The organism is Streptomyces sp. WAC 06738, from assembly GCF_003945505.1.
Taxonomy (GTDB): domain Bacteria; phylum Actinomycetota; class Actinomycetes; order Streptomycetales; family Streptomycetaceae; genus Streptomyces.
On sequence record NZ_CP029618.1, the window covers coordinates 7288858 to 7313784 of the forward strand.

General features: G+C 74.5%; 16 protein-coding genes. 11 read left to right on the forward strand and 5 right to left on the reverse strand.

Features of this window, described 5'->3' with window-relative positions; translation table 11 throughout:
* Positions 1–19: 19 nt before the first annotated feature.
* From DMB38_RS31720 to DMB38_RS31740, 5 genes are read right to left on the reverse strand one after another with little or no spacing between them, the layout of a single operon-like run.
* Positions 20–1828, reverse strand: a complete 1809-nt coding sequence (locus DMB38_RS31720) for a hypothetical protein (RefSeq protein ID WP_125938036.1) — start codon at positions 1826–1828, stop codon at positions 20–22.
* A 43-nt stretch (positions 1829–1871) separates the two neighbouring features.
* Positions 1872–2861, reverse strand: coding sequence for a tetratricopeptide repeat protein (locus DMB38_RS31725; RefSeq protein ID WP_125938037.1), 990 nt, complete (start codon positions 2859–2861; stop codon positions 1872–1874).
* Positions 2858–5350, reverse strand: a complete 2493-nt coding sequence (locus tag DMB38_RS31730) for an Hsp70 family protein (protein ID WP_125938038.1) — start codon at positions 5348–5350, stop codon at positions 2858–2860. The genes DMB38_RS31725 and DMB38_RS31730 overlap by 4 nt, the downstream gene beginning before the upstream one ends.
* 41 nt (positions 5351–5391) lie before the next feature.
* Positions 5392–5940: a hypothetical protein gene (locus tag DMB38_RS31735; RefSeq protein WP_240662572.1), complete on the reverse strand. Its 549-nt coding sequence runs from the start codon at positions 5938–5940 to the stop codon at positions 5392–5394.
* Between the two features lie 52 nt (positions 5941–5992).
* Positions 5993–7456 (reverse strand): Hsp70 family protein, encoded by a 1464-nt coding sequence (locus DMB38_RS31740; protein ID WP_125938040.1) that lies wholly within the window; start codon positions 7454–7456, stop codon positions 5993–5995.
* Positions 7457–7609: 153 nt separating this feature from the next.
* Between DMB38_RS31740 and DMB38_RS31745 the strand changes: the two genes are divergently transcribed.
* The 11 genes from DMB38_RS31745 (at position 7610) to DMB38_RS31790 (ending at position 24780) form a co-directional block, all read left to right on the forward strand.
* A complete protein-coding gene (locus tag DMB38_RS31745; protein ID WP_125938041.1) occupies positions 7610–9574 on the forward strand; it encodes an AAA family ATPase in 1965 nt (654 codons plus the stop codon).
* Positions 9567–10784 (forward strand): serine/threonine-protein kinase, encoded by a 1218-nt coding sequence (locus tag DMB38_RS31750; RefSeq protein WP_125938042.1) that lies wholly within the window; start codon positions 9567–9569, stop codon positions 10782–10784. The genes DMB38_RS31745 and DMB38_RS31750 overlap by 8 nt, the downstream gene beginning before the upstream one ends.
* Positions 10781–12037 (forward strand): hypothetical protein, encoded by a 1257-nt coding sequence (locus DMB38_RS31755; RefSeq protein ID WP_125938043.1) that lies wholly within the window; start codon positions 10781–10783, stop codon positions 12035–12037. The genes DMB38_RS31750 and DMB38_RS31755 overlap by 4 nt, the downstream gene beginning before the upstream one ends.
* Positions 12030–12338 (forward strand): hypothetical protein, encoded by a 309-nt coding sequence (locus DMB38_RS31760; protein ID WP_125938044.1) that lies wholly within the window; start codon positions 12030–12032, stop codon positions 12336–12338. Before DMB38_RS31755 ends, DMB38_RS31760 begins: the two co-directional genes overlap by 8 nt.
* On the forward strand, positions 12322–12903 hold the full coding sequence (locus DMB38_RS36310) for a hypothetical protein (RefSeq protein WP_164716150.1): 582 nt from the start codon (positions 12322–12324) through the stop codon (positions 12901–12903). The genes DMB38_RS31760 and DMB38_RS36310 overlap by 17 nt, the downstream gene beginning before the upstream one ends.
* The gene (locus DMB38_RS31765; RefSeq protein ID WP_164716151.1) at positions 12900–15449 is read left to right on the forward strand and encodes an Hsp70 family protein; all 2550 of its coding nucleotides are present in this window, start codon (positions 12900–12902) and stop codon (positions 15447–15449) included. Before DMB38_RS36310 ends, DMB38_RS31765 begins: the two co-directional genes overlap by 4 nt.
* A gap of 3 nt (positions 15450–15452) precedes the next feature.
* Positions 15453–15851 carry a tetratricopeptide repeat protein gene (locus DMB38_RS31770; protein ID WP_125938046.1) on the forward strand — a complete coding sequence of 133 codons (399 nt, stop codon included), beginning with the start codon at positions 15453–15455 and terminating at the stop codon, positions 15849–15851.
* A gap of 24 nt (positions 15852–15875) precedes the next feature.
* The gene (locus DMB38_RS31775) at positions 15876–18119 is read left to right on the forward strand and encodes a protein kinase (RefSeq protein ID WP_125938047.1); all 2244 of its coding nucleotides are present in this window, start codon (positions 15876–15878) and stop codon (positions 18117–18119) included.
* Positions 18116–20170 (forward strand): protein kinase, encoded by a 2055-nt coding sequence (locus DMB38_RS31780; RefSeq protein WP_206337777.1) that lies wholly within the window; start codon positions 18116–18118, stop codon positions 20168–20170. The genes DMB38_RS31775 and DMB38_RS31780 overlap by 4 nt, the downstream gene beginning before the upstream one ends.
* Before the next feature lie 79 nt (positions 20171–20249).
* Positions 20250–21101, forward strand: a complete 852-nt coding sequence (locus tag DMB38_RS31785; protein WP_240662573.1) for a DUF4132 domain-containing protein — start codon at positions 20250–20252, stop codon at positions 21099–21101.
* A complete protein-coding gene (locus tag DMB38_RS31790) occupies positions 21091–24780 on the forward strand; it encodes a hypothetical protein (protein WP_125938048.1) in 3690 nt (1229 codons plus the stop codon). Before DMB38_RS31785 ends, DMB38_RS31790 begins: the two co-directional genes overlap by 11 nt.
* The last annotated feature ends 147 nt before the right edge of the window (positions 24781–24927 follow it).

A 24927-nucleotide genomic window follows, 5' to 3' on the forward strand; every position in this document is an offset into this window, starting at 1 on the left:
CGGTGAGACGGGGGTCCTTTCACCAGCGGTCGCGGAGTTGCGACAGGTACTGGGCCTGCTGCTCCGGCGGCAGGCGCCGGAAGATCTGCTGCACGGCCGGGGGGAGGCCGTCGAGCCGGTGGTCCGCAAACGTGGAGTAGGACGCGTCGCGGTTCCTCATGATGAGCGCGCGCGTCTTCCGCTTCCTGGCCACCCCGTGCGCGACGGAGAGGAGCCGCCTTGTCTCGTTCGGGGACACCTTGACCGGGTCGAGCGCCAGGGCGCAGTTGTTGAGCAGGATCGCCGTCTGGTCGACGAGGTTGGCGGCGGGCCGCCGGAGCTTGCGGACCCGGCACTCGGCCAGCTTGTCGACGTGCGGCACCACATGGCTCTCGATCTCCGCGGCGGCGCGGCCCGGCTTGTTGTCGCGCAGCAGCCGCTGGGCGCGCTCCAGGCCGGACACGGCGAACCTGAACGCGTCGGAGTACGGGGCGAGGCGGGCGTGCCGGGCGGCCTGGCGGCGGTTCTTCCTGACGAGCCTGCGGGTCCTGCGGGTCTCCGCCAGCTCCAGCGCCTGGTCGAGGAATTCGGCGCGCGTGCGCACGGCGGCGGGCGAGCTGTCGTCGGCGAGCGCCAGGGCGCAGTTGTTGAGCAGGATCGCGGTCCCGTCGGTGAACTTGGCCGCGGTGTCCCGTGCCCCTTTGTCCTCGCTCGTACGAAGCCCGGCGAGCAGCGGCAGGACCTCCTTCTGCAGCGCCTGCGCGGCCTTCCAGGGCTCGTCCGCCTCCAGGTGCGTGTGCGCCCTGTCGAGCGCCGGCAGGATCGCCAGGTACTCCACATGCTCCCGGTTGTCCGCGACGAGCCGCCGGGTCTCCTCGGTCTCGGTGAGCCCGAGCGCCAGGTCGAGCAGCCGGGCCGCTTGCGCCGCTGGCAGCGGTGTCCCGCCGTCGGTGGAGATGGCGCAGTTGTTGAGCAGCAGGGCCGTGCGTTCCCGCACCTTGGCGACGGAGCGCAGCACGCCCTCGCCGTCGAAGGCGCGCAGACCCTCCAGTCGCGGCAGCACCTCCCTCTCGACGATCGAGGCCGCGGCGGCGGGGTCCTCGGTGTGCAGGTCGCGGGCGCGGTCCAGCGCGGTCCTCACGGCCTCCAGCACCGGCTCCACGCGGCCCTCGACCGCCTGGCCCAGGAGGTTTTCCCCGGCCCAGGACCAGGCGCCGAAGAGCGCCGTCACCCGGTGCGGTGCGCTGCCCCCGGTGGCGAGCTCGGCCACGGGGGAGACCAGGGTGCGGCGTACCTCTCCTTCGAGGACGGGCACGGCCGCGAGGCCGATCCGGACGTCGTCGAGCGCGGTGATGCGGTGCTTCACGTGGCCCCAGAAGCCGGGGTGTTCGAGCGCGCGCCGCCAGCCGGCGGCCGCGGCCCCCCAGCTCGGCTCGCCCGTGGAGGGCGCCGCACGGCCGCCCAGCTCCTCGTCCAGGACCCGGGCGTGGGCCCGTACCGCGGAGTCGTGCGCCTCATGCAGCGCGGGGTCGCAGCCGCAGGTGCCGCCCGGGGCGTCCCAGATCCAGAACAGCTCGTCGACTATCCGGCGCTGCGGATGGTCGATGACGTCGAACACCGCGCCGTACTGCTCCGCACTCCGCCGCCCGGGCACCGGAAGCTCGCCCGCGGCGGGGATGTCCACCCCGGCGCGTACGGCCGTGTTGATCTGCTGCCTGCACCGGCGGATCGCCTGCCGCGTCGCGGTGGTCGGGAGGCCGGTCAGCCTGAACGCGTTGCGCCGGTAGAGCTCCGGGCCGGTGAGCTCGCGTAGGCGCTCCACGGCCACCGGTGCGGTCCCGCTTTGCAAGGCAACCTCCCTGGGCTGCTGGGTCGATGGCGCGTGCGCCGGGTCACGAAGCGGTGCGCGGGGTGAGGACGACCGTGACCGTGCGGTTCTGCGCGTCGGTCTCGTACGGGGCGTCACGCTGCTCGGCGCTGGCGATGGAGAAGGCCGTGAGCGGCCGGCCGCTGGCGTCGCTGAGCGCGCGGGCGGCGACCATGGCCCGCCACACGGAGGTGTCGGAACCGCCGCTCGGGGGCGCCTCGCGGACGTCGGCGATGTGCCCGAGCACCTCGATGCGCATGTCCCCGGGCCGGCCGAGGACCTTGCCGAGCCGGGCCAGATCCGCGGCGCCGGCGTCCGTCAGCTCCGCCGCCCGGGAGAACAGGCCCTGCTCGAAGACCACTTCCACCGAGTCCTCGTGCCGCACCGTCCGGATCCCCGGCGTACGGACTTCGTCCGCGAGGGCGTCGAGTGCTTCCTCCCGGCGGGTCTCGGCGGCGGCCGCGGCGCGCTCCCGCTCCGCGGTCAGTTCCTGCCGTACGTCCTTCTCGGCTTGCTGCTCCGCCCCGGCCACCGGCGCCGAGACGTCGGACGGCCGGTCCCCGGAGCCGTCGGCCGGGTCCCCGGGGAGCACCCAGGCCGCCGCCGTGACCGCTCCGGCGCAGAGGACGACGGCCGCGGCGGGCAGGAGCCAGTGGCGCCTGCGGTCGAACGCGGCCATCGGGCCCGTCCGCCGGAGCCGCCGGATCCGGTCCAGCCCGGCCGTGGCGGACCGGTCGTCCGGATGGTCGTCGAGCACCTGCCGCCAGCAGCGCTCCGCTTCGTCCCAGTCGCCGCGCTGGGCGTGGATACGGGCCCGCAGGTCCGCCACCTCCCGGTGGCCGGTGACCGCAGGGTCGTCGCTTTGGGCCAGCTCCCGCAGCGCCGCGTCCAGATCGCCGGCCCGGGCCGCGGCGGCGGCCCGGGCCACGGTCAGCTCGACCCGCAGCGCCGTGTCACCGGCCGGTGCCGGCCGGGACCCGGGAAGCGGCTGCCGGGCGGGTTCCGTCGAGGTCACCGGAGCCCCCCGTCGGCCCGGGCAGCCGCCTTGTCGGCGTGCGCCTCTCTGGCATGCGCGGGCAGCATCGCGTAGAGCCGCCGGTTCACGTCTCCCAGGGCGAACCGGTCCCGCGCGGCATAGGCGCGCTCGCCCTCGGCGAGCGCGGCTTCCGCCTTGGCGCGCGGCTCCATCAGGCCGCGGCTGCCCGACAGCTCCTCGAAGATCTTGTACTCCAACTGGCCGGTACTGTTCAGGATCTCCACGTACAGCTCCCGCGCCTGCGTCAGCAGCCGCTCCAGCTCGGCGACGCGCTGGCCGCCGCCCTGCATGGCCCGGTTGACCAGGCCGCGCAGCCGCTCCAGCTCCTGCCGCTCGGCCGCGCCGCCGCCGCGCCGGAGCAGCCCCTCGCACTCCTTGAGCGCGTCTCCCAGCTCCAGCATCAGCCGCGGGACCTCGATGGAATCCCGCTCGACGTCGTCGAGTTGCGCGTGCAGCTTCCGCAGGCGCTGGTCGCACTCCAGCGCGGCGCCCGGGTCGGCGACCGCGTTGTCGACCTGCTTGCGCAGCCGCCCCATGTCCTCGGAGACCTCCCGGAGGACGGCGTCGGCGCCCGAGGACCCGGACTCCCGTGCCCGTGCCCCGAGTTCGGGCAGCCGCTGCTCCAGCCTCTGCAGACCGGCCACCAGCTCCCCGTGCTCCGGCTGGGCGCCCTGGAGCCGCACGTCGGCCTCGAACTCCGTGTCCATCGTCTCCACGATGGCCTTGGCCTGCCCGATCGTGCCGACCTCGTAGGTCACTTCGACCTCGCTGCCCTCCGGGAGGTCGTAGCGCAGGTCGCCGCGGCGGAACGACACCTCGCCGACCTCCTTGTTGTTCTTGGCGTCGGGCTCCTCGCCCTCCAGGAGGGGGATGCGGATGACCGCGTCGGGGTCCGTACGGGTCAGGGCGATGGTCGTGCGGTACTTGTTGCTGCCGTGGACCGGCAGGGTCGCCCCCTTCCGCACGATCGGGCCGTAGGTGCCGTCGTACTTGCCGATGCCGAGCGAGTGCGTGAGGACGGGACCCGCCGGCAGCGTGCGGGTGTGGGTGAGGGAGAGCGTGTCCGGCGTGAGCTTCTGGCGGACTCCGGCGGCGTCGGTCAGCTCCACGGTGAAGCGGGTCGTGGCCTCCGCCTCGATGGCGACGGTGGTGTAGAAGCCGCCGTTCGCGTCGAGGGCGACCTGCGGGCTCTGGTAGTCCCCTCCCGGGCTGTGCAGGAAGACGCTGTACCGGGTCCAGTCCACCGGGTCGGCGCTGCGCAGCTTTCCGGCGACGGGGATCCCGGTGGTGTCCAGCGACTGCGGTTCGTAGATCAGCTCGGCGGTGAACGTGCCGGCGGTGGGGCGCTGCGGCGGTGCCGGGAGGCGTACGCTGCCCGCGAAGATCGCGGCGCCGCGGGCGACCACGGTGGTGGGGTCCTGGCTGTGGTCGATGCTGATGCCGAGGCCCTCGCGCGGGTCGGCCAGCAGCTCGCGCAGCCCGGGGGCGAGGGTGGCGCCGCCGACGAGCAGCAGTTGGTCGATGTGGTCGGGACGGAGCGAGCCCTGGGCCAGCGCCTCCCGGCAGAGCTTGACGGCCTGGGTGTAGACGGGGAGGGCGAGGTCGTCCAGGGCGCCGCGGGTGAGGGTGTACGAGAACGTCTCCTCGTCGCCGTCGATCTTGAGGTCGACGAACAGCTCCGCCTCCGCGGCCCGCGACAGCTCGATCTTGGCCGCCTCCGCGGCCGCCTTGAGCTTGGCGAAGTTCGTCCGCCACTGCCCGTTGCTCCGGGTGAAGTCCCGCAGCCCGAAGTCGCGTACCACCGCGGGCGCGAGCAACTCCTCGACGATGGCCCAGTCGATGTTCTTGCCGCCCAGGTGCGGGTCGCCGGCGTGCTGGAGCAGTTGCAACTCCCCGTCCCGCTTGCTCATCACCGCCGCGTCGAAGGTGCCGCCGCCCAGGTCGAAGACCATCCAGTACGCGGATTCCGCGGCGTTGTCCACGCCGTAGGCGAGCGCGGCGGCGTTCGGTTCGTGGATGAGCGGGCACTCCTTGCCGAGCCCGGCCAGCTCCGCCGCCTTGCTGGTGGCGTTGGACTGGTTCAGCGCGAACGACGCGGGAACGGTGATCACGGCCGCGGCCGGCGGCTCCCCCAGGTCGTGGGCGGCGTCCCGGCGCAGCGACTTCAGGACCTCGGCGGAGAGCTGCTCGGGCGTCAGGGAGACGCCCGCCCGGCGGAAGGCGAACGCGGCGTCCTCGAGGCCCATCTGGAGCTTGAACTCGGCGCACGCGTCGTGCGGATCGGCCTCCACCCGCTCACGGGCCCGTCGGCCGACGTGGATCATCCCCGGCTTGGGCATCCACACCGCGGACGGGGTGTAGTCCCAGTTCTCGTTGTTCTTGATGATCCGGGCTCTGCCGTTCGCGAAGACCGCGATCTCGCTGTTCGTGGTCCCGAGGTCGATTCCGAAGTCGATGGTCTCACGCATCTGGTCTCCCTGCCGGTCCGGCGGCCGGCGGCGCATGCGAGTCAGTGACGAGGCGGCCTGCCCACGACGACCTCGCCCATCTGGATGCGGTCGCCGCGGAAGTGGATGGTGGGCTTGAAGGTTTCGAGGACGACCTCGCGGGTGAGGGACGGGTCGTCCTCGAAGGAGAGGACCTTCAGCGGAAGACCGGGGTCGTAGTCCTCCCCGTCGTGGTCCTTGATCTTGAGCTCGATGCCCTCCTGCAGCGCCTCGCGCGCCGTCCGCACGCTCTTGCTGATCTGCCTGGAGGTCTTCTGCGGCGCGCCGTCCTGCTGGTCCAGCTTGCGCTGGGCCTTCCACACCCCGGTGGCCGCCTCCGCGAGCCGGCCGGTGTCGAACGCCGCCGCGGGGCTCGGCGCGGCGGCGGCCTCGCGGGCGGCGGTTCTGGCGGCGGCGAGGTCCGCGAGCGCGGCGTCGAGCGACGTCAGGTGGGAGGCGACCTGCTCGCGCTGGTCGGCGTCCAGCCGTTCCGGGGCGACGCGGAACTCCCGCGGGTGCTTCCACTGCCGCCACCAGTCGGCCACGCGGTCCCGCGAGTAGCGCTGCTGCACGATCCTCACCTCGTGTCGGCTGAAGGGGCCCGTCGGTCGGTCGGGGCATGAACTATGGCAGGCCCGGTCCGGGACCGGTCCCAAGGGGGGCCGGTCTCCGGCTCTCACCGCCCGCGTCCCCGGTCAGGGCGCCGTGGAGTTCGGCCAGCCGGTCCCGCAGCCGGCGCAGCAGGACGAGGGCGCGGGTGCGCGAGGGAGCGGCGGTGTGCCATCCGGCCGCGCCGCCGCGGCGGAGGTCGTCGTCGAGCCGGCCGACCGTCTCCCGCAACAGGGCCACCGCGGCGCGGAGCCGGCCGGGCACCCCGGTCCCGGCCTGGTCGAGCAGGCCGGTGCAGCGGCTGAGCGCGTCCCGGGTCTCGCGCAGCAGACCGGCGATCTCGTCCCGGGCGAGGGCCGGCGCCGCCGCGGGGAGGGGCACGGTGCCCGCGTGGAGGGCGGCGCCGCGGGCGGCCACGGTGGTGGGGTCCTGGCTGTGGTCGGCCCGGATGCCGAGGCCCGCGCGCGGATCGGCCAGCAGCTCGCGCAGCCCCGGGGCGAGGGTGGCGCCACCGGCGAGCAGCAGCGCGTCGACGTCCTCCGGAAGCAGCGAGTTCTCGGCCAGCAGGCGCCGGCACAGCGCCACGGCTTCCGCGTACGACGGCCGGGCGAGGTCGTCCAGGGCGCCGCGGGTGAGGGTGTACGAGAACGTCTCCTCGCCGCCGTCGAGCGTGAGGTCGACGTACAACTCCGCCTCCGTGGCCCGCGACAGTTCGATCTTGGCCGCCTCCGCGGCCCCTTGGAGCTTGGCGAAGTTCGTCCGCCACCGCTCGCTGCCGCGGGTGAAGTCCCGCGGCCCGAAGTCGCGTACGACGGCGGGCGCGAGCAGGTCGTCGACGATGGCCCGGTCGATGTGCCCGCCGCCCAGGTGCGGTGCGCCGACGTGCCCCAGCAGCCGGAGTCCCCCGTCCCGCTCTCCGACGAGCGAGGCGGTGAAGCCGCTGCTGCCCATGCTGAACACCATCCAAGGGCCGCGGCGGGCGGTGCCGTCCGCGCCGTAGGCGAGCGCGACCGCGACCGGCTCGGGGAGCAGGGGACAGTCCTCGCCGAGCCCGGCCAGCACCGCCGCCCTGCGGGCGGCGTCGTGCTGCTCCGGCGTGAACGACGCGGGGACGGCGATCACGGCCGCGGCCGGCGGCTCCCCCCGTTCGTGGGCGGCGTCCCGGCACAGCGACTTGAGTACTTCTGCGGCCAGTTGCTCGGCGGTGCGGGTGACGCCCGCCCGGTGGAAGCGGTACGGCTCGCCGGCCGTGCCCAGCCTGAGCACGAACCCGGCGTACGCGTCCTTTGGAGCCGCCTTCAGCCGCTCGCGCGCCGCGCGGCCGACGAGGGTCGTTCCCGGCCGCGGCATGAACACCGCGGACGGCGTGCGGTCCCGGTACTCGTTGTTCCTCAGGACGCGGGCCCCGCCGTCCTCCGCCAGCGCGACGGCGCTGCCGGTGTTGCCCAACTCGATCCCGATGTCGATGGTTTCGCGCATCCCATCCGCCTGACTCGTTCGGCGCTCCGGCCGGACTACCGGGCCCGCTTCGGGAAGGGTCCCGAGATGGCGCAGGTATAACTAGGTGTCACTAGATATAACACTGTCGAAGGCCCGACCGGGCCGTACTCACGAGGCGCTTCACTCGGGTAAGTGCTCTGGGAAGGCGTGGCGTTGGAGAACCTGGGGATCGACCGGCTGGATCCGGCGCTGCTGGCGGCGGCCGACGGCCTCGTCGGTGCCGTCGCCGCGGCCGTCGAGACCGGTGCTTCCCGGGTCGAGCCGTCCCACCTGGTGATCACGCTCGCCCGGCTGCCGGGAAGCGAGGCGGCGCGGCTCTTCGACCGGAGCGGGATCCCCGTGGAGGCGTTCGTCGAGGCGCTGCGCGCGACGAGCCCGCCGCGCACCGGGCTGCCGCCGACGGAGTTCACCGCGGGGACGGCCGCCCCGGAGACCCGGGAACTGCTCGGCGCGCTGCCGGCCGGGGCCGGCGAGCGGCACCTGCTGGCCGCCGCCCTCGCCCGCCTGGAGCCCGCCGCCGCCGAACTGCTGGTCAGGTACGGCCGGGTGGACCTCGACCGTGCGATCGGGGAGCTGCGCGCGGAACCGGCCGCGCCGCGCGAGGTGTTCGGCGACGACGGCCGGCTGCTGCCCGACCGCTTCAGCCCGGGGGCACGGCGGGTGCTGGCCGAGCTGACCGGACTGGCCGCGCGGGGCGGCGGTGCCGAGGCCGCCCCGCTGCCCACCACGCTCCTGCTCCAGGCCATGGCCGCCGTGCCCAACGGCCTGGTCGAGCAGGGGTGCGGCTTCCTGGGCCACGACGTACGCGCCCTGCGCACCCAGCTCGCGTCCCTCACCGGCAACGGCGCCGGCCCCTCCGGCGCACCCGGCCCGGCCACGGGCGCCCGGGTGACGCTGACCCGCGACGGCGTCCACGAACCGCTCGCGCGCACGCTGGAGAAGGCCGCCGCGGTCACCGCGCAGCGCCGCGGCGAGCTGGTCGCCGAACGCGACCTGCTCGCCGCGCTGCTCGACACCCCCGTCGGCCTGGCCGCCGGGTTCCTGCGCGGCACCCGTATCGACATCACCCGGCTGCGCCGCTTCGCCGACACCCTCTACCAGGAGCACGTGCCGCAGGAGCCGGAAGCGGACGCCCTGGCGGAGATGCCGCCCCTGCACGAATCGCTCGCCTGGATGCACGAGCGCCTCGTCGGCCGGGAGTCGGTCATCGAGCGCCTCACCCCCTCCCTCGAAATGATCACCCGGTCGCTCCGGCGCGGAGTGCGGCTCCAGGACCGGCCCCTGGCCAGGTTCCTGTTCTGCGGCCGGAGCGGGACCGGCAAGACCCTGGCCGCCCGCGTGCTCGCCAAGGTCGTGTACGGGTCGGAGGACGACGTGCTCTTCTTCGAGATGGGCCAGTTCAACACCAAGGAGTCGATGAACAACTTCATCGGCGCCGCGCCCGGCTACGTCGGCTTCGGCGAGGGCAAGCTCACCAACGGACTCCGCGACAACCCCCGCCGCGTGCTGCTCTTCGACGAGGTCGAGAAGGCGGACGGCAGGGTGCTCGACGCCCTCCTGCGGCTGCTGGACGAGGGGCAGATCAGCGACCCGGCGGGACCCGTGCGCGACGCCCGGGACTCGGTGATCGTGCTCACCTCGAACCTCGGCACCACCGGCCCGGCCGACGGCCCGGATCCGTACGGGTACGGCGCGGGCGAAGCCTCTGACGACGCCGCCCACATGCGGCGGATCATGGAGGGGTTCTTCCGGCCCGAGTTCCTCAACCGGATCGACGAGGTGATCCTCTTCGAGGCGTTCCGGCAGGACCAGCTCGAAGCCATCGCGCTCGGCGGGCTGCGCCGCCAGGCCGCCCGGGTGGGGACCCAGCTCGGCGTGGAGCTGTACTGGCAGCAGGACGTGCCCGCGCGGATCGCGGAACTGGCGGTCCTGCGGCGCGGCCAGGAGGCCGCCCGCGGCGTCAACCGTTACATCGACGGCGTCTTCCCGCCGCTGCTGCGGCTGCTGGACGAGGCCGACGCCCGCGGCGAGTCCGTGGCGCGGGCGCGGATCGTGGTGGACGGTGAGCGGCTGTCGGTGGTGAACGGCGGTGGCTGATCTGCTCGACGGGCGCTACCTGCTCCACGAGAAGCTCGGCCGGGGCATGTTCGGCACGGTCCACCGGGCCGAACTCCGCGTCCTCGGCCATACGCTCCGGCAGGTGGGCGTCAAGCTCTTCCACGCCGAGCGCGCGGTACCGGTGCCCGAACTGCTCGGCGAGGCGCTGCAGTCGATCGGGGTGGTGGAGAAGTGCCCGGATCCGGTGGTCCGCGACCGCTTCCTCACCTGCCTCGACGCCGGCGTCGAGGACGGCGCCACCGGCCGGCCGTACATGGTGACGGAGCTGGCCAGGGGCGACCTCGCCTGGCGGCTGCGCGGCGGCCAGCTCCCCGTCGCGACCGTGCGCGACTACGCCCGCCAGCTCTGCCAGGGCCTCGCCTTCCTGCACGGGCAGGGCGTCGTCCACCTGGACCTGAAGCCCGGCAACATCCTGGTCTCGGCGTCGGGATCGCTGAAGATCGGCGACTTCGGGCTCGCCCGCCGCGTCAGCGCGGTGCTGCGCCGCGCCCCCGCCGCCGGCGGGACGGTGTGGTACGTACCGGCCGAGGTGCTGCAGTTGCGGGAGGCGGGCCCCGAGGCCGACGTCTACGCGCTCGGCCTCATCTGCTACCAGATGCTCACCGGCCGCCTCCCGCACCAGGACCAGCTCCGCGCCGCCGCGCCGGACGAGGTCACCGCCCCCGACACCGACACGCTCGTACGGCTGAAGCTGCGCGACGCGGAGCCGCCCGGCATCCGCAACCCCGAGGTGCGGGGCCACCCCTTCGAAGCGGTCGTCATGCGGGCGCTCAGCCCGCTGGCCACCGACCGGTACCCGGACGCCGGAGCGCTCCTCCGCGCGCTGGACGACCCGGCCGGGGCGCCCCCGCCCCGTGCCCCGACGCCGAGGCAGCGGGTGGAGACGCTGACCGGACACCTCCGCGGGGCGCTGCGGCGCGGCGACCTCGACCTTGCGGACGAACTGCGCCGGGAAGCGCTCGACCTCAACCGGGCGCTGCCCGACACCGCGATGGTCCCCGAGGTCTACGCCCTCGCGACCGAGGCTGCGCTGCGCCGCGAGGACGGCGGCGAGGCCCGGGCGCTGGCGATGGAGGGGCTGGGCAGGCGCCGGTGCCCGGAGACCTTCCGGGCGATGGCGGCGGCCTTCGCGGGCACCGAGCTGGGACGCGGCTTCGCCCGCCGGAGCGGGGAGGGGGCCGGCCGATGACGGCGGGGCCCGAGCTGGAGCGGCTGGCCGGTGAACTGGAGCGGTTGCAGGAGGAGTTGTCCGGGCTGGTCACGGGCGAGGCGCCCGCGTCCGCGTACGAGGCGCTGCGGCAGGACGGGGAGCTGCACCCCTGGACGAGCACGGCCGTCCGGCTCTGGGAGGAGCAGCTTGCGGACGGCGCGGACAGCGAGGTCGTCCACCACCTCGCCATCGCGCACCACGCCCGCGCGTACGACCTGGAGGCGGCCGGGGACGACGCCGCTTTCGGCCACTTCGAGGAGGCCCTGCGGCACTGGGCCACGCTCCACGGGGACCCGGACTTCTGGCGGCGGGCGTACGAGCGGCTCACCGGTGCCATGGGAGTCCCGGTGCCCGGCGAAGTCGTCGAGGAGGCGCGTGCCCGGCTGCCGCGGAACCTGCTGGAGCCCCATCTGACCCTCGCCGCCCGGTTCAGGATCACCGACCCGCGCCGCGCACGCAGGCACGTGCGGCTCGTGACCGGCTCCGGGTTCCCCGCCGCGATCGTGGCGGAGGCCCGCGCGGACCTGGTGCGCGACGTGCTCGACGGCGTCCCCCAGGCCGTCGCCGAGGGCAGGTTCGCGGAGACGCTGGACACCCTGGAGACCTGGCTGCGCCTGGACCCGGAAGGTCACGGCCTCCTGCGCGCCGTGCTCTTCACCGGCAGGAGCTGGATGGAGCGGCTGCGGGACGAGCCGTACGCGACCCGGCGGATGGACGAGCTGCTCGACCGCGTGGACCGGCTCGTCCGGCCCGGACTCGCCCTCGCCGGGCCGCCCTCGGGAGAGCTGGCGAAGGAGCTGGCGCGGCACGAATTCCTCCTCGCACTCCGGTCGTTCGGAGCGTTCGGCACGGCCCCGCCGTCGCCTGACTCGCTGGGCTCGCGGGCCGAGGTGGAAGAGGCCAGACGCGCCGCCGGGCGGGCGAGCCGGCAGGTGGAGACGGCGCTGGAGCTGTACCCGGAGATGGGCGACGACCCCCGTTACGCGGAGGTCACGGAGCTGCGGAGCACCGTGCTGCCGCGGCACCGGGCGTGGCTGAGCGCGCTGTCGGCGCAGTTCCTGCTCACCGCCTTCGGCATCGGCGACCGCGAGCTGGCCAGGGCCCGTCAGCTCCTCGACGAGGCGGGGGAGTACACGGCGGCCGATCCGTCGCTGGAGAGTTTCGTCCGCTCGCTCGAGAACCTGCTCTCGATCCGGGGCCCCAGCCGACCAGGGGAGATGAGGCATGACTGACAATCCGTGGGCATGGCGCGACGGGCACAACCCCTATCGCGCCACCCCCTTCCAGGTGCTCGCGCTCAGCCCGGAGGTGAGCGGGCGGGCGGAGATCCGCAACCACGTCAGGAAGCGGCGGCAGCGCATCGAGCGCCGCGCCGACCGCTACCCGCTCTTCGGCCGCACCCTGCGGGTCGCCGAGGTGAACGCCGCGGAGGACCGCATCAAGGACCCGGCGGCGCGCCTCCTCGCCGAGCTGTGCACCCACCGGCCAGAGCGGCCGGCGGAGCGGGAGCGGGCCGATGACGCAGCCCGCTGACCCCCTGCGCATCGATGAGCAGGAGCGCCTTCTCGCCGCCCGTCCCGAGCCCCCGCAGGGCGTCGTGTGGCGGCTGCTGCGGGAGCGGGCGCAGGCCGCCGACGCGGCGGTGGCGGAGACCCACCGGCAGGCAGGCGAGCACAAGAGCGCGTTCGAGCACTTCGCGCGGGACGTCGCCAACGCGCTGCACGGGCTGCACGGCGTCACCCCGGCCACCGCGGCCGACGCGCTGCCGTCCCTCACGGCGAAGCTGGCGAAGGCCCTGGAGGGCTCGGGCGCGCGCTTCCTCGACCCGGCGGGTGAGCCGTACGAGGAGGTCGAGATGTGGGCCGACGTGGTGGGTTCGGAGCAGCGGGCGGGGCTGGAGCGGGCGGTGGTGGCCGAGACGCTGCAGCCGGGACTGCTGATGGCCGACGGGAAGCTGGCCCAGCGGGCACGCGTGTACCTGGCCGTCCCCCCGGCCGTCCGCGAACGGCAGGACGGGCAGAGCGAGCGGACAGAGCAGGCAGACAAGGCAGAACAGGCAGAGCAGACAGAGCAGGAGAGGGAGGGGGAGCAGGAGTGAGCCTCACCATCGGGATCGACCTCGGCACCACGAACAGCCTCGTCGCCGTGCCCGCCGACGCGGACATCCCGGGCAAGCAGGAGCTGATCAGGACCGGGCGGCTGAAGCCGGTCGGCGGCGCCCTGATCGTCACCGACGCGTACCAGGCACCCCTCACCCCGTCGGTGGTGTGGCTGGAGGAGGACGGCACGCCCGTCGTGGGCAGCCTGGCCAAGAGCAAGGTCAAGTACGACGGGCAGCCGCCGCCCGCGATGTTCTTCAAGCGCACCATGGGCACCGACCAGCGGGTGACCGCGGGACACGCCTCCCTGACACCGCAGCAGGCGTCCACGCACGTGCTGCGCCGGCTCAAGGACCTCGCGGAGGAGGTCCTTCAGGTCCCCGTGGACCAGGCGGTCGTCACCGTGCCCGCGTACTTCGAGATGCGGGCGAAGAACGAGACGGTGCAGGCCGGCCTCGACGCCGGACTGGCGAAGGTGGAGACCCTCATCGAGCCGTTCGCCGCCGCCCTCATGTCCACCCACGAGCAGCAGCCGGACGGGCCCCGGACGTTCCTCGTGTACGACCTGGGCGGCGGGACGTTCGACGTGTCCGTCGTGACCTGGAGCCCGGAGGCCGGTTTCGAGCACCTCGCCTTCGAGGGCGACCGCTACCTGGGCGGGTACGAGTTCGACAAGGCCGTCGTGCGCTGGATGGCCGAGCAGCGGCCCGCGTACGACCTCAGGCTCGACCCGGAGGAACCGGAGGAGGCCCGGCTGCTCGCCCGGCTGCTGGTCCGGGTGGAGTCCGAGAAGCACTTCCTCTCCCGGGAGACGCAGACCGAGATCTACGTGGAGGGCGAGGCGGACCGCGCCGGCATCCCCATGACCATCAAGCTGCCCTTCTCCCGCGCCGAGTTCGAGGACCTGATCCGGCAGGACGTGCAGCGCACCTTCGACCACTGCGACGCCGCGCTGCAGCGGGCGGGCCTCGGCCCCGCGGACCTCGACGAGATCGTCCTGGTCGGCGGCTCGTCGCGGGTGCCGATGATCAGCCGGCTGCTGCGGGAGAGGTTCGGCCGCGAGCCGCGGCTGATCGACCCCGACCTGTGCGTCGCGGTCGGCGCCGGCATCAAGGCGGGCGCCGCCGGCGTCCGGCAGGGCGTCCTCGAAGTAGACCAGGTGACGGCCACCCTGCCCGCGACCGACATCACCGGCCGGGTCCACCCGGGCGGGCACGGCACCGCGCCGGGCGACCTGCACGTCCTGCTCCGCTCCGGAGACGGCGTCCAGAGCCACCGGCAGGAGACCGACGCCGAGGGCAGGTTCGTCTTCGACGACGTCGCGCTGCACGACGGGGAGAACGAGTTGACGATCACGGTCGTCGCGGGCGGAAAGGAGATCGAGAGCCGGCAGATCACCGTCGCGCCGGGCCACGAGCCGCCGCCCACCGACGAGGGCGACGTGCTGGCGCACGACTTCTTCGTGGAACTGGCGGAGGGCCCGTACCGGATCGCCGAGGCGGGCACCAAGCTGCCCCACCACACCGACTTCCTGCTGGAGACCGCGGGTCAGGGGGTGCTGCTGCGGGTCCGGCTGCACGAAGGGCTCATCCCCATCGGCCAGGTGGACGTCGACGGCCTGCCCAGCACGCTGCCCGCCGGCACCCCGCTCGAACTGGAGCTGGAGTTCCGGCCCGACTGGTCGATCGAGGCGGAGGTGCGGATCCCCACGGTCGGCGCGCAGGGCCGGGCGGTGATCTCCGTACCGCGGGAACACGTGCCCTCCTGGGACGAACTGCAGCAGCAGTACCTGGAGGTCAGGTCCGGCTGGCAGGAGCGGCGGGCGGTCGCCAGGCCGGAGGACGCCATGCGCTACGGACCGCGGCTGGACGCGCTCCTCCAGGAGTGCACGGCGCTGCTCAACCAGCGCCAGGACCGGGCCAAGAGCCACCACAAGCTGCGCGAGGCCGAGACGCTGCTCGGCAACATCCGGCTGCCGGGCGCGGATCCGATGCACCCGCCGATGCCGGAGTTCGAGAACAAGCTGGTCGAGCTGGCCGCGCTCTGCGACGACCTCGCGCGCGTCGACGCCAGTCAGGCGCAGCAGCACCGGGAGAGCATCCCCGGGCTGCGCGCCGCCGGGATGGCGGCGTACCGGTCGGGCAACAGCATGGACTGGCACAGCATCAACCAGGCGGTCGAGGACCGGTGCGCGGCGGTACGCGCGCGGTTCCAGGCCGACCAGCCGCCCCCGAGCCCGGCGAACATCCAGCTCATGCTCTACCGGGAGCTGGAGGAACTGGACCGCGCGCTCCAGGACATCGACCAGCTCACCGAGGGGCGCTACCGGGGCCGGACCGAGGAGTTCCGCGCCGAGGTGGCCGCGGTCGTCCAGGCGGTGGGCAGCGTGGTCACGGAGGACCCGCAGGCCGCGGGCCGTTTCGCCGGGATCTACCGCAGCCAGTTGCAGCCGCTGGCCGCACGGATCGAGCGCTGGATGGAAGAGATCAAGGCCGGCGAACCCGGAGTGATCTGGCCCCGGCTGCCGCAGGCCGGCGGGAGGTAGCCGGTGGCCGTGATCGACTGCCCGCTGTGCGGCCGGGCGCTGGCCGCGCTGGTGCCCGAGTGCCCGGTGTGCCGGGGCGACCTGCGCCCGCTGGCGCAGGTCGCCGCCCTCGCCGACGAGTACTTCAACCAGGCGGTCGCGCTGGCCCGCGCGCAGCGGTGGCAGAGCGCCGCCGAGCACCTGGCGGTCACGCGCGCGCTCCGCCCGAACGACGTGGACGCCATCGTCCTGCTCGCGAAGATCCGCTACCGTCAGCGGGGCGGGCAACGCGCCGAGGCCACGGGGCTGCTGCGGCGTGCGCTCGAACTGGCCCCGGACCGCGAGGACGTCCGCTCGGCACTCGAGCAGTCCGCCAGAACGCGGCGGCAGCCCCGCCAGGCGCGGCAGCGGCGCCGCCGATGAACCGTGTGAGGCAGGTGAACGCGCGTGCGCGACGCGCCTTCTTCCGGGGACGGCTACGAGCGTCTCCACGACAGAGGCACCCGTGCCCTGGCCGCGGGGAACGTCCAGGAGGCGATCGAGGCCCTCGGTGAGGCCGTGTGCCTCCGCCCCGAACTGGTGGCCGCGCACCTCGCGCTGGGCGAGTGCTTCCAGCAGACCGGCAGGCCCGAGGTCGCCCGCCGCATCTACGAGTACGCCGGCCGGCTCGACCCGACCTCGCCGCTGGCCGCAGCCGCGCTCGCGGGCCTGCCCGCCAGGCCGGCGTCACGGCACGCCTTCGAGCTGGGGCAGGTCGTGCGGAGCGCGGACAACACCTACCGCGTGCTGGAGCGCAGGATGGGCGCGCACGGTGCGGTGTCGATCGTGGAACCGGCCGGGCGCAGCAGCTTCTTCGACCGCGTCGGGTACCGGCGTTACGTCCTGAAGACCTTCAACATCCCGCGGCCGTGGAGCGAGGACGACCGGGAGCGCTTCGCCAACGAGGCGAAGACCTGGATGATGCTGGACCGGCACCCGCACATCGTCACCGCGCTCTGGGTCGAACGGGTCGAGCGCCACCACTGCCTGCTGCTGGAGTACGTCTCCGGCGGCGACCTGGGCGCCGCTCTCGCCGCGGGACCGCTCGACCTGGCGCGGGCGCTCCGCTTCGGCCTGCAGTTCTGCGACGCCATGGAGTACGCGGGCCGCACCCTCGGCATCGTGCACGGGGACGTGAAAGCCGCCAACTGCCTCGTCACCGCGGACGACACGCTCAAGGTCACGGACTTCGGGCTGGCCCAGGTGTTCGGCCCCGCACAGGCGATGGGCGGCCGGCTGCCGGAGCTGAAGCCGGCGGTGCGGGCCATCTACATGGTGCCCGGCGGCACCCGCAACTACCGGGCGCCCGAGCAGTCCAGGTACGGCGCGCGGGTGGACGTGCGCACCGACGTCTACGGGTTCGGCGTGCTGCTCTACCAGATGGTCACCGGCGACCTGCCCGTCAGCGGCAGCGTCGCGGCCGAGCACATCAGGGCGCGGTCGGACACGGACGACCTCCCGGCGGGGCTGCGGGAGCTGGTGCTCGCCTGCGTGGAACCGGAACCGCAGCGGCGGCCGCGCAGCTTCCGCAGCGTGCGGGGCGAGCTGCAGGCCGTGTACGAGATCGTCACGCGCCGGGTGGCGCCGGAGCCGGCGAAGCCCCTGCCCGGCGACCGGGACCTGTACATCCGCAGAGGCGTGGTGCTGGACGAACTCGACCGGCACGAGGAGGCGCTGACGTGGTTCGACAAGGCGCTGACCGTGGCCCCGGGCGACGGCTGGGCGCTCCACAACAAGGCGTTGACCCTGAACTCGCTCGGCCGCCGGGAGGAGGCGCTGGCCTGCCTGGACGAGGCCCTCGAACGCTACCCGGGCTACCACCAGGCGCTCACCGCCAAGGCGAGGGTGCTCACCACCCTGGGCCGGTACCAGGAGGCGCTGGAGTGCGCGGCCCAGATCCAGAAGGGCCCTCTGCCGGGCCCCGGTTATCTCGCGGACGCGCTGGGCGGGCTCGCGGGCGCGATGGGCGGCCCCGCGGAGCGCCGGAAGGACGGCGCGGGCCCGGGCCGGGGGACCGGTGTACGTCCGGGCCGGAGGACCGACGCGCGGCCGGGCCCGGAGGGCGGCGTACGCCCGCGCCGGGAGGAGCACTTGCGCCCGGGCGGCCCGGCCGGCGGAGCCCGCACGGCGGCGGGACCCGCCCCCCTGCATTCGCCCGGAGTCATGCTCGCCTGGCAGCTCGCCGCCGCGGAGGCCGCGTTGGGCCACGCGCCCGCGATCGAGCCGGCGCACCTGCTGCTCGGGGTCTGCAAGCTGGGTGACGGTGAGCTGCCGGGCACCGCCGCGGCCCTGATCCGTACCCTGCCGCCGCTGCTCGACGAACTCGACGAGCTGCGCGGCCGGTTCCGCCGCGCCGGGCTGGAGGTCACCCGCTTCCGCCGCCGGCTGCGTACGAGCCTCGCCCGCCCCGCGGCGCGCCACACCCGCTCGGGCGACGGCGTCATGCACCGGACCCCGGCCGCCCGCGAGGTCTTCCGCAGGGCCGAGGAGCTGGGGGAGCGGGCCTCCGGCACGGGCGCGGCCGTGGGCCTGACCGAACTCCTGCGGGCCCTGCTGGAGTTGCCCGCCCCGCCCTGGGGTGAGCTGGCCGCCGAGCTGGGCGTGGCCGGCGGACTCCGGGCGCTGGCGCACGACGACGGGAGCGCCCGGTGACCACTGCTCCCTACAGCGGCGGCGTCGGCCTGGCCGTGATGCTCGCCCTGGGCGAAGCCGCCATGGGCGGAGCGGACGAGGCGGAGCCGGTGCACTTCCTGCTGGCGATCTGCAAGGCGTGCGAGATGCCGGTGGCCGACGCCGAGCCGGAGCCCGCCGCGGACCTGGCCGCCGAACTGGCGGGACTCAGGGCCGCCTTCGAGCGGGCCGGGCTGGACACCGCGGCCTTCCGGCGCCGGCTCCGCGCCCTGGTGGCACGGCCGGAGCGGAGCCCCCGGGCCGACGGCATGCCGGAGAGCGGTGCCGCCGCACGTGAACTGTTCCACCGGGCGGAGGAACTGGCGGAGGAGCGGCGCGACGACGCGGTGGGGCTGCCCCACCTCCTGGCGGCCGTCCTGGAGACCCCGTCCCCGCCGTGGGCGGCGCTCGCCGCCGAGATGGGGGTCGCGGACCTGCCCGGCGCGCTGCTCCCGGACCGGCCGCCGGCCGGCGAGGAGAGGGGTGGCGGCCCCCGGGTGGCGTTCACGGTGCTCCAGGGACCGCTGCACGGCAAGACGTACGAGTTCCACGAGCGCACGACCTGCATCGTCGGCCGGGCGGACGGCTGCACGCTCCAGCTTCCCGAGGACGAGGCGTACTCGGGGATCTCCCGGCACCACTGCCTGCTGGACATCAACCCGCCCGATGTGCGGGTGCGGGACCTCGGCAGTGCCAACGGCACCTACGTGAACGGCGAGAAGATCGGCCAGCGGGACGCCGGCCGCCCGCCGCCCGGTGCGGACCGGCTGCTCTCCTCCGAGCGGGCGCTGCGGGACGAGGACGAGATCGGGCTCGGCGACGTCCGGCTGCGCGTCGGCATCCGCGTCCCCGCCCGCTGCGCCACCTGCGGCAAGGCGATCGGCGGGGAGCAGGACGGCGACCGCTGCGTGATGTGCCGTACGACGCGGCCGACTTCGGTGCACGAAACCACGCCGGGGCCCGAGCCCGATCCGGCGTCGCGGCCGGCGTCGGAACCGCAACCGGGGCGGCAGCCGGGCGCGGACGGGAACTGTGCCGCCTGCGGCAGCCGGCTCGCGGCCGAGCGCACCGCCCGGCCCGCCGTGGACGAACTCTGCGGCGCGTGCCAGGGCGACCCGGAGCGGGTCATGGAGCAGCTCCTCCAGGTCGCCGACGACGGCACCAGGAGGCTCCACCTGTTCGGCGGCTACACCGTCCAGCGGCAACTGGGCCGGGGCGGCATGGGCGCGGTGTACCTCGCCCGGGACCACCAGACCGACGAACTCTGCGCGCTCAAGGTGATGCTGCCGCGGGCCGCGGGCAGCGAGACGGCCAGGGCCCGGTTCCTGCGCGAGATGTCGACGGTCGAGATGCTGCGCCACCCCCATCTCGTACGGTTGCAGGACCACGGCTGCTGGAACGGGATCTACTTCTTCGTCATGGACTACTGCGACGGCGGCGACGTCGCCGGGCTCGTCCACCGGCGGGGCGGCAGGCTGCCGGACTACCAGGCGGTCGGAATCACCCTCCAGGTGCTGGACGGCCTGGCGTACGCGCACCAGGCGGACGTCCGCGCGTACGACCGGCAGGGCCGCCCGCTCGCGGTCCGCGGGCTCGTCCACCGGGACCTGAGCCTGCGCAACATCTTTCTGGACGGCGGTGTCGCGAAGGTCGGCGACTTCGGGCTGGCGAAGGCGTTCGACGCCGCCGGGCTGAGCGGGCTGACGCACACGGGCACCAGCGCGGGCAGCCCGTCGTTCGTCTCCCGGCAGCAGGTGCTCCAGTTCAAGCGCGCCCGCCCCGAGGTCGACGTCTGGTCCGCGGCCGCGTGCCTGTACTACATGCTCACCGGCTCCACCCCGCGCGACTTCCCGGCGGGCGCCGACCGGTGGCGGGTGGTCCTGGACAGCCCCGCCGTCCCGATCCGCCACCGGAGCACCGAAGTGCCCGAGCGGCTGGCGAAGGTGATCGACCACGCTCTCACCGAGGACCCGGAGATCGGCTTCGGCAGCGCGGCGGAGTTCCGCCGCGCGCTCCTGGAGGCCCGGGACTGAGCGCGTGTCCCGTCCCCGCCCCGGCTGATCGTCACGGGCCTCCCGGTGGTTGTCACAGGCGGCTGGCACGATGCGGGGCATGTCGACTCCCCTCGTGTGGCATCCCGCCACCCACGGCCACGAACTGGCCCTGGACGGAACCACCCTCAGATGCCGCAAGTCCGGCGGCCGCCTGCTGCCGTCGGTCCCCAGAGCCGTGCGTGGCAGCTCGACGGGCGGGAAACTGGCCGAGTTGCGCGACCGGTTGGTGCGGCACGAGGAGGAGTGCCGGGCAACCGTGGAGTCCTGGCTCCTGGCCGGCATACCGGTGCCCGCGGCCCTGCTGGCGCGTGTCTGGCCCGACCCGGGCTGGCGCTCCGCCCTGGAGCACCTCGTGGTTGTCGTCGGCGGGCGGACGGGCCTGCTGACGGAGGTGGCCGAGGACGGACGTACCGGCCTGGTGGCCCGGGACGGTACGCCGCACAGCCCGCCGGTGGGCCCGGTGTCCCTGCCGCATCCGGTCCTGCTGTCCGACGCGGAGCGGTGGCGCGCCCTGCTCGACGCCCGTACGGAAGCGCAGGGCATCCCGCAACTCGCCCGCGAGATCCACCACCGGCCGGACGGCACGGAGCCCGGCGCCACCGGCCTCGACGACTACGCCGGGGGCGAGTTCGCTGAGCTGCGGCACGCCACGGCCCGCGCCGCCGGGTACGGCTTCGTCATGCGCGGCGGGTTCGCGACGGTGCGCATCGCCGAGGGCGGCGCAGGGCTCCAGGCCCGCTACTGGCTGGGGGCGGACGATCCCGGCCTGCCCGCGAGCACCGGACGGCTGCTGTGGGTGGACGCCTCGGAGCGGCCCGTCCCGCTGGCCCAAGTCGGCCCCGTGGCCTGGTCGGAAGGTGTACGCATGGCAGAACTGATCCACGCGGGAAGGACGACCGATGACCGGTGACCGGATCGCGCTGGACACGGGCCTGGCGCCCGCCGGCACCCCCGGCGGCGAGCCGGTCACCGCGCGCCGCTACACGCACCCGCTCCTGGGCGCCCGCCCCGTGGTCCGGCTGAGCGGACAGGCCGCCGCGCCCGGCGAGGACCGGGTGCTGGCCGCCGCCGGGTTCTCCGCACCCGACGCCGGCCCGCCGGTGGCCGCCGGACTCCGCCGCGAGCCCGGCTACCCGGCATGGGCCGTGCTCCACGACCCCGCCCACGCCGACGCGGCCCTCGCGGCGGCGCCCGGGATGGCCCGCGCCGAGCGGCTCGCCCGGCCCAGGCCGGGACCCGCGCTCGACCTCTACGGCGAGATCGCCACCACGCTGCCGGACTCCCACCTCCCGGCCTACTGGGAGCAGGTCGGCCGGGCGTTCGCCGCCGCCGGCCGGCAGCGGCAGGCCGCGATGATGTTCGGCCGGGCCCGCCAGGCCGACCGGCACCTGCCGGCCATCGACCCGGCCCGGCAGCGCGCGGTCTTCCTGGAGTTCGCCCTCGCCGGGGCGCTGTCGGTCAAGGACATCAAGACGTACGTGGCGGACCTCCGCAAGCGCCCGGGCGACCCCGCCGCGGCCTACCGGGAGCTGCGCGAGCTGGCCGTACGCCGCACCCTCGGCGGCCTGCCGCCCTGGCCGGACATGCTCAAGCAGCTCACCGGACTCGCCAAGGCGGCCGGCCTGGACGTGGCGGCGGAACACGGGTCCTTACTGGAGGACCTCGTCGAGGCGCCCGCGCTCTGGCGCGCCTCGGACGGCTTCTGGACCTCGCAGCGCAAGGCGTGGCTCGCCGCCGTCGCCACCTCGGAGGCGGTGCGGCGGCGGCTCGTGTGGCAACTGGCCGACCTTCCTTACTCGGAGATGGACGCCTGGTGGATCGCCTTCCTCACCGAGGCGGACGCCTTCGACCACCTCGGTGCGGACACCGGCCGGTGGCTGACCGCGATGCTCCGCCGCTACCGCGGATCCGACGAACGTCCCCCCAGGGCACCGAAGGAGCTGCTGGACCTGCTGCCCCGCCTGGCGGCGCGGATCGGCTCCGACGAGGGCCCGCTGCGCCTCGGCAACGGCACCGCCGCGGAGTACCGCATCGACGCCGCGGTCATCGGCGGCTGCCTGGCGGCCGGCATCCCGGTGCCGGACCCGGAGCAGAAGCTGCTGCTGGGGCACTGGTGGGAGCACGACCGTGTCGACCTGGCCGCGCTCACCGCCGACGAGCGGTTCGCCGGCCCCCTGATCCGCTCCCTCCTCCAGGACAAGTGGTCCGACGAGCGCTGGCAGCGGGCGTGGACGATCGAGCCGCTGCGGCCCTTCCTCCGCAGGATCGTCGACGACCGTCTCGACTGCGCCGCGTCCGGCGCCCTGCAGAGCGCCCTCGACGCGTTCGACTGGCTCTACGGCACGCTGTCCCGGAAGGCGGTGGCGGAGGTGCCGGGCCTGCTGGACCGGCTCGCCGCCGTCGACCTCGTGGCGCCGCTGACCAGGACGCTCCGCGCGGGCATCCTCGACGAACTCGGCTGGGACGCCCTGGACATCGCCGCCGCCGAGCTGAAGGGCGAGGACAACTGGTGCCGGGCGAGCTGGCCCGTCCTGACCGTGCACGACCGCCGCAAAGCCGTCGCGATCGGACCCGGCGGCCGGATCGCGGAGCACCGGCTGGTGGTGCCGAAGGGCGCCGCCCGGTTCCACTACGACGTCCGCGCGCTCTTCTCCCAGGGCGAGTTCCAGGTCTTCCACGCCGTCAACCAGGAGCAGAGCGTGTACTGGTCGGGCGCGCCGGCCGATATCCACACGGAGCACGAGACCTCGTGGAAGTGGCGGTACGGCGAGAAGACCCGCTCCGGCTACACGTTCCTGGGGCCCGGCGCCCGCCGGTTCACCGGCCACCGGCTCCTCACCGTGGGCGAACGCCGGGTCGGCCCCGAGGGGCACATGTTCCACGACGGCCGCACGTACTGGTGGTACACCGGCGTGGACAAGGAGTCCCGGGTGGTGCGCCCCGTCGACCCGGCCACCGGGGAGCTGGGCGAGCCCGGGCTGCCGGCGTTCCTCGATCCGTCCCTGCTGGGCAGGGACGAGGGCTGGCTGATCGAGCACTCGTCGCTGGCGCCGGTCGCCACCGGCACCGCCACCACACCGCTCGGCACCGACGGCACCCACCTGGGCTTCCGGGTCGCCTACGACCGCGTCACGGGACAGGTCCGCTACCACCGCGTCGACGGCGCCCACGGCACCGCCCTCCCGATGACCGGTTCCCTGCCGCACGGCCGCTGGTCCTCCGCGCCGCCCTTCCCCTGGGGGCTCCTCGACGTGCCGGGCTCCGACCGGCGGCTGCTGCTGGACGGCGGCTACGACGTCACCGCGCGCGACCCGGAGACCGGCACGGCCCACTGGCGGGTCTACATGATGGACCAGGACTGGATCGTCAACAGCCCGTCCCCGATGGCCGCGGGCACGCGGCGCATGCCGCCGAAGGCGTTCTGGCACTTCCTGACGGCCCGCGACCTGCCGGGCTCGCGGGCGCTGCGGGAGATCTCCGAGGACACCGTACGGGCCCTCCTGGCGGCGACCGCCACCTCGGCGGCGGAGCTGCGGAAGGCCCTCGGTGCCCTGCTGCCCGACGTCCGCCACGAGCTGCTCCTCGACGGCCTCACCGGGTTCTTCCAGGAGACCGACCGCCGGATACAGCACCGCGACCGGCTGCTGAAGGTGCTCGACCGGCAGACCCCCCGGCTGCTGGAGGTGCCGGAACCCGACCTGGAGGGAGCCCTGGACGGGCTGGTCGGCTACTACCCCGAGGGCACCGGCGGTACGGTCCGGCAGATCGAGCTGGCCGCGGCGTTCCTCGCCGGCTCGATCGACGGCGAGACGGCCATGGCCCACTGGGCGGTGCACGGCAGTCACTACGACTGGACGGAGCTGGCCGGCCGCATCGGCGGCCTCGGCGTCCGCGCCGCCAGCGCCGTCACCCCGGCCGCGTACCGCACGGCGGTGATCGCACTGCTGCGCTTCTGGGCCGCCTCGCCCCTGACGGACCCGGCGCTCCACCGCGGCCTGCTGGACCCGGGGGAGGACGGGGACGAGAGCCCTCCGGTGGCGCGGTCCACCGCGGAGGGCAAGCTGCTGCCGCTGGACATCGCCATGCACTTCGGCGAGTGGTCCCGCACGCAGGCGGGCCGGAACTACCGGATCAAGGCGTTCCTGCAGCGGGGCGACATGCCCCGGCCGGAGGGGTTCGCCGGCATCCGGCCGGTGGCCCGGGGCTGGAGCACGGTCAAGCGGCTGCGCCGGCTGGCCGACGAGCTGGAGCGGCGCGAACCGCTGCCGTTCGACTCCGACGCGGCCGCCCACCTCGCCAAGGCCGCCGGGCTCGACCGTGCGGAGGCGGCCCTGTGGCTGACCGGCCTGCCCGGTGTCGACACCAGGGGTGTCCACACCGGGAAGAGCCTGCCGCCGGAGACCCGCGCCGCCCTGGGGCTGAAGGTGACCGAGGCGGCCGAGGCGCTCGACCGGCTGTGGCGGGTGCCCACGGAAGCCCGCCTGGCGCTGTATGACGCGGCGATGCCCGACGACCCCGGGCAGCTCTGGAACCAGCACCTGATGGCCGAACGGCTGGCGGAGGCGTACCGGCGGCAGCCGCCCGGCTGACGGCTCCGGCGTGATCACGGGGCCGGGTGGCCGGGCGGCGGGGACCATCGGCCCTGTGATCGGGTGCGGCCGCCGTCACACGGTGGAGGCAGAGGTGCTTTCCCACCCGGGGTGAAAGCACGGCGGGGCGCGCTGCGACTCCGTGCT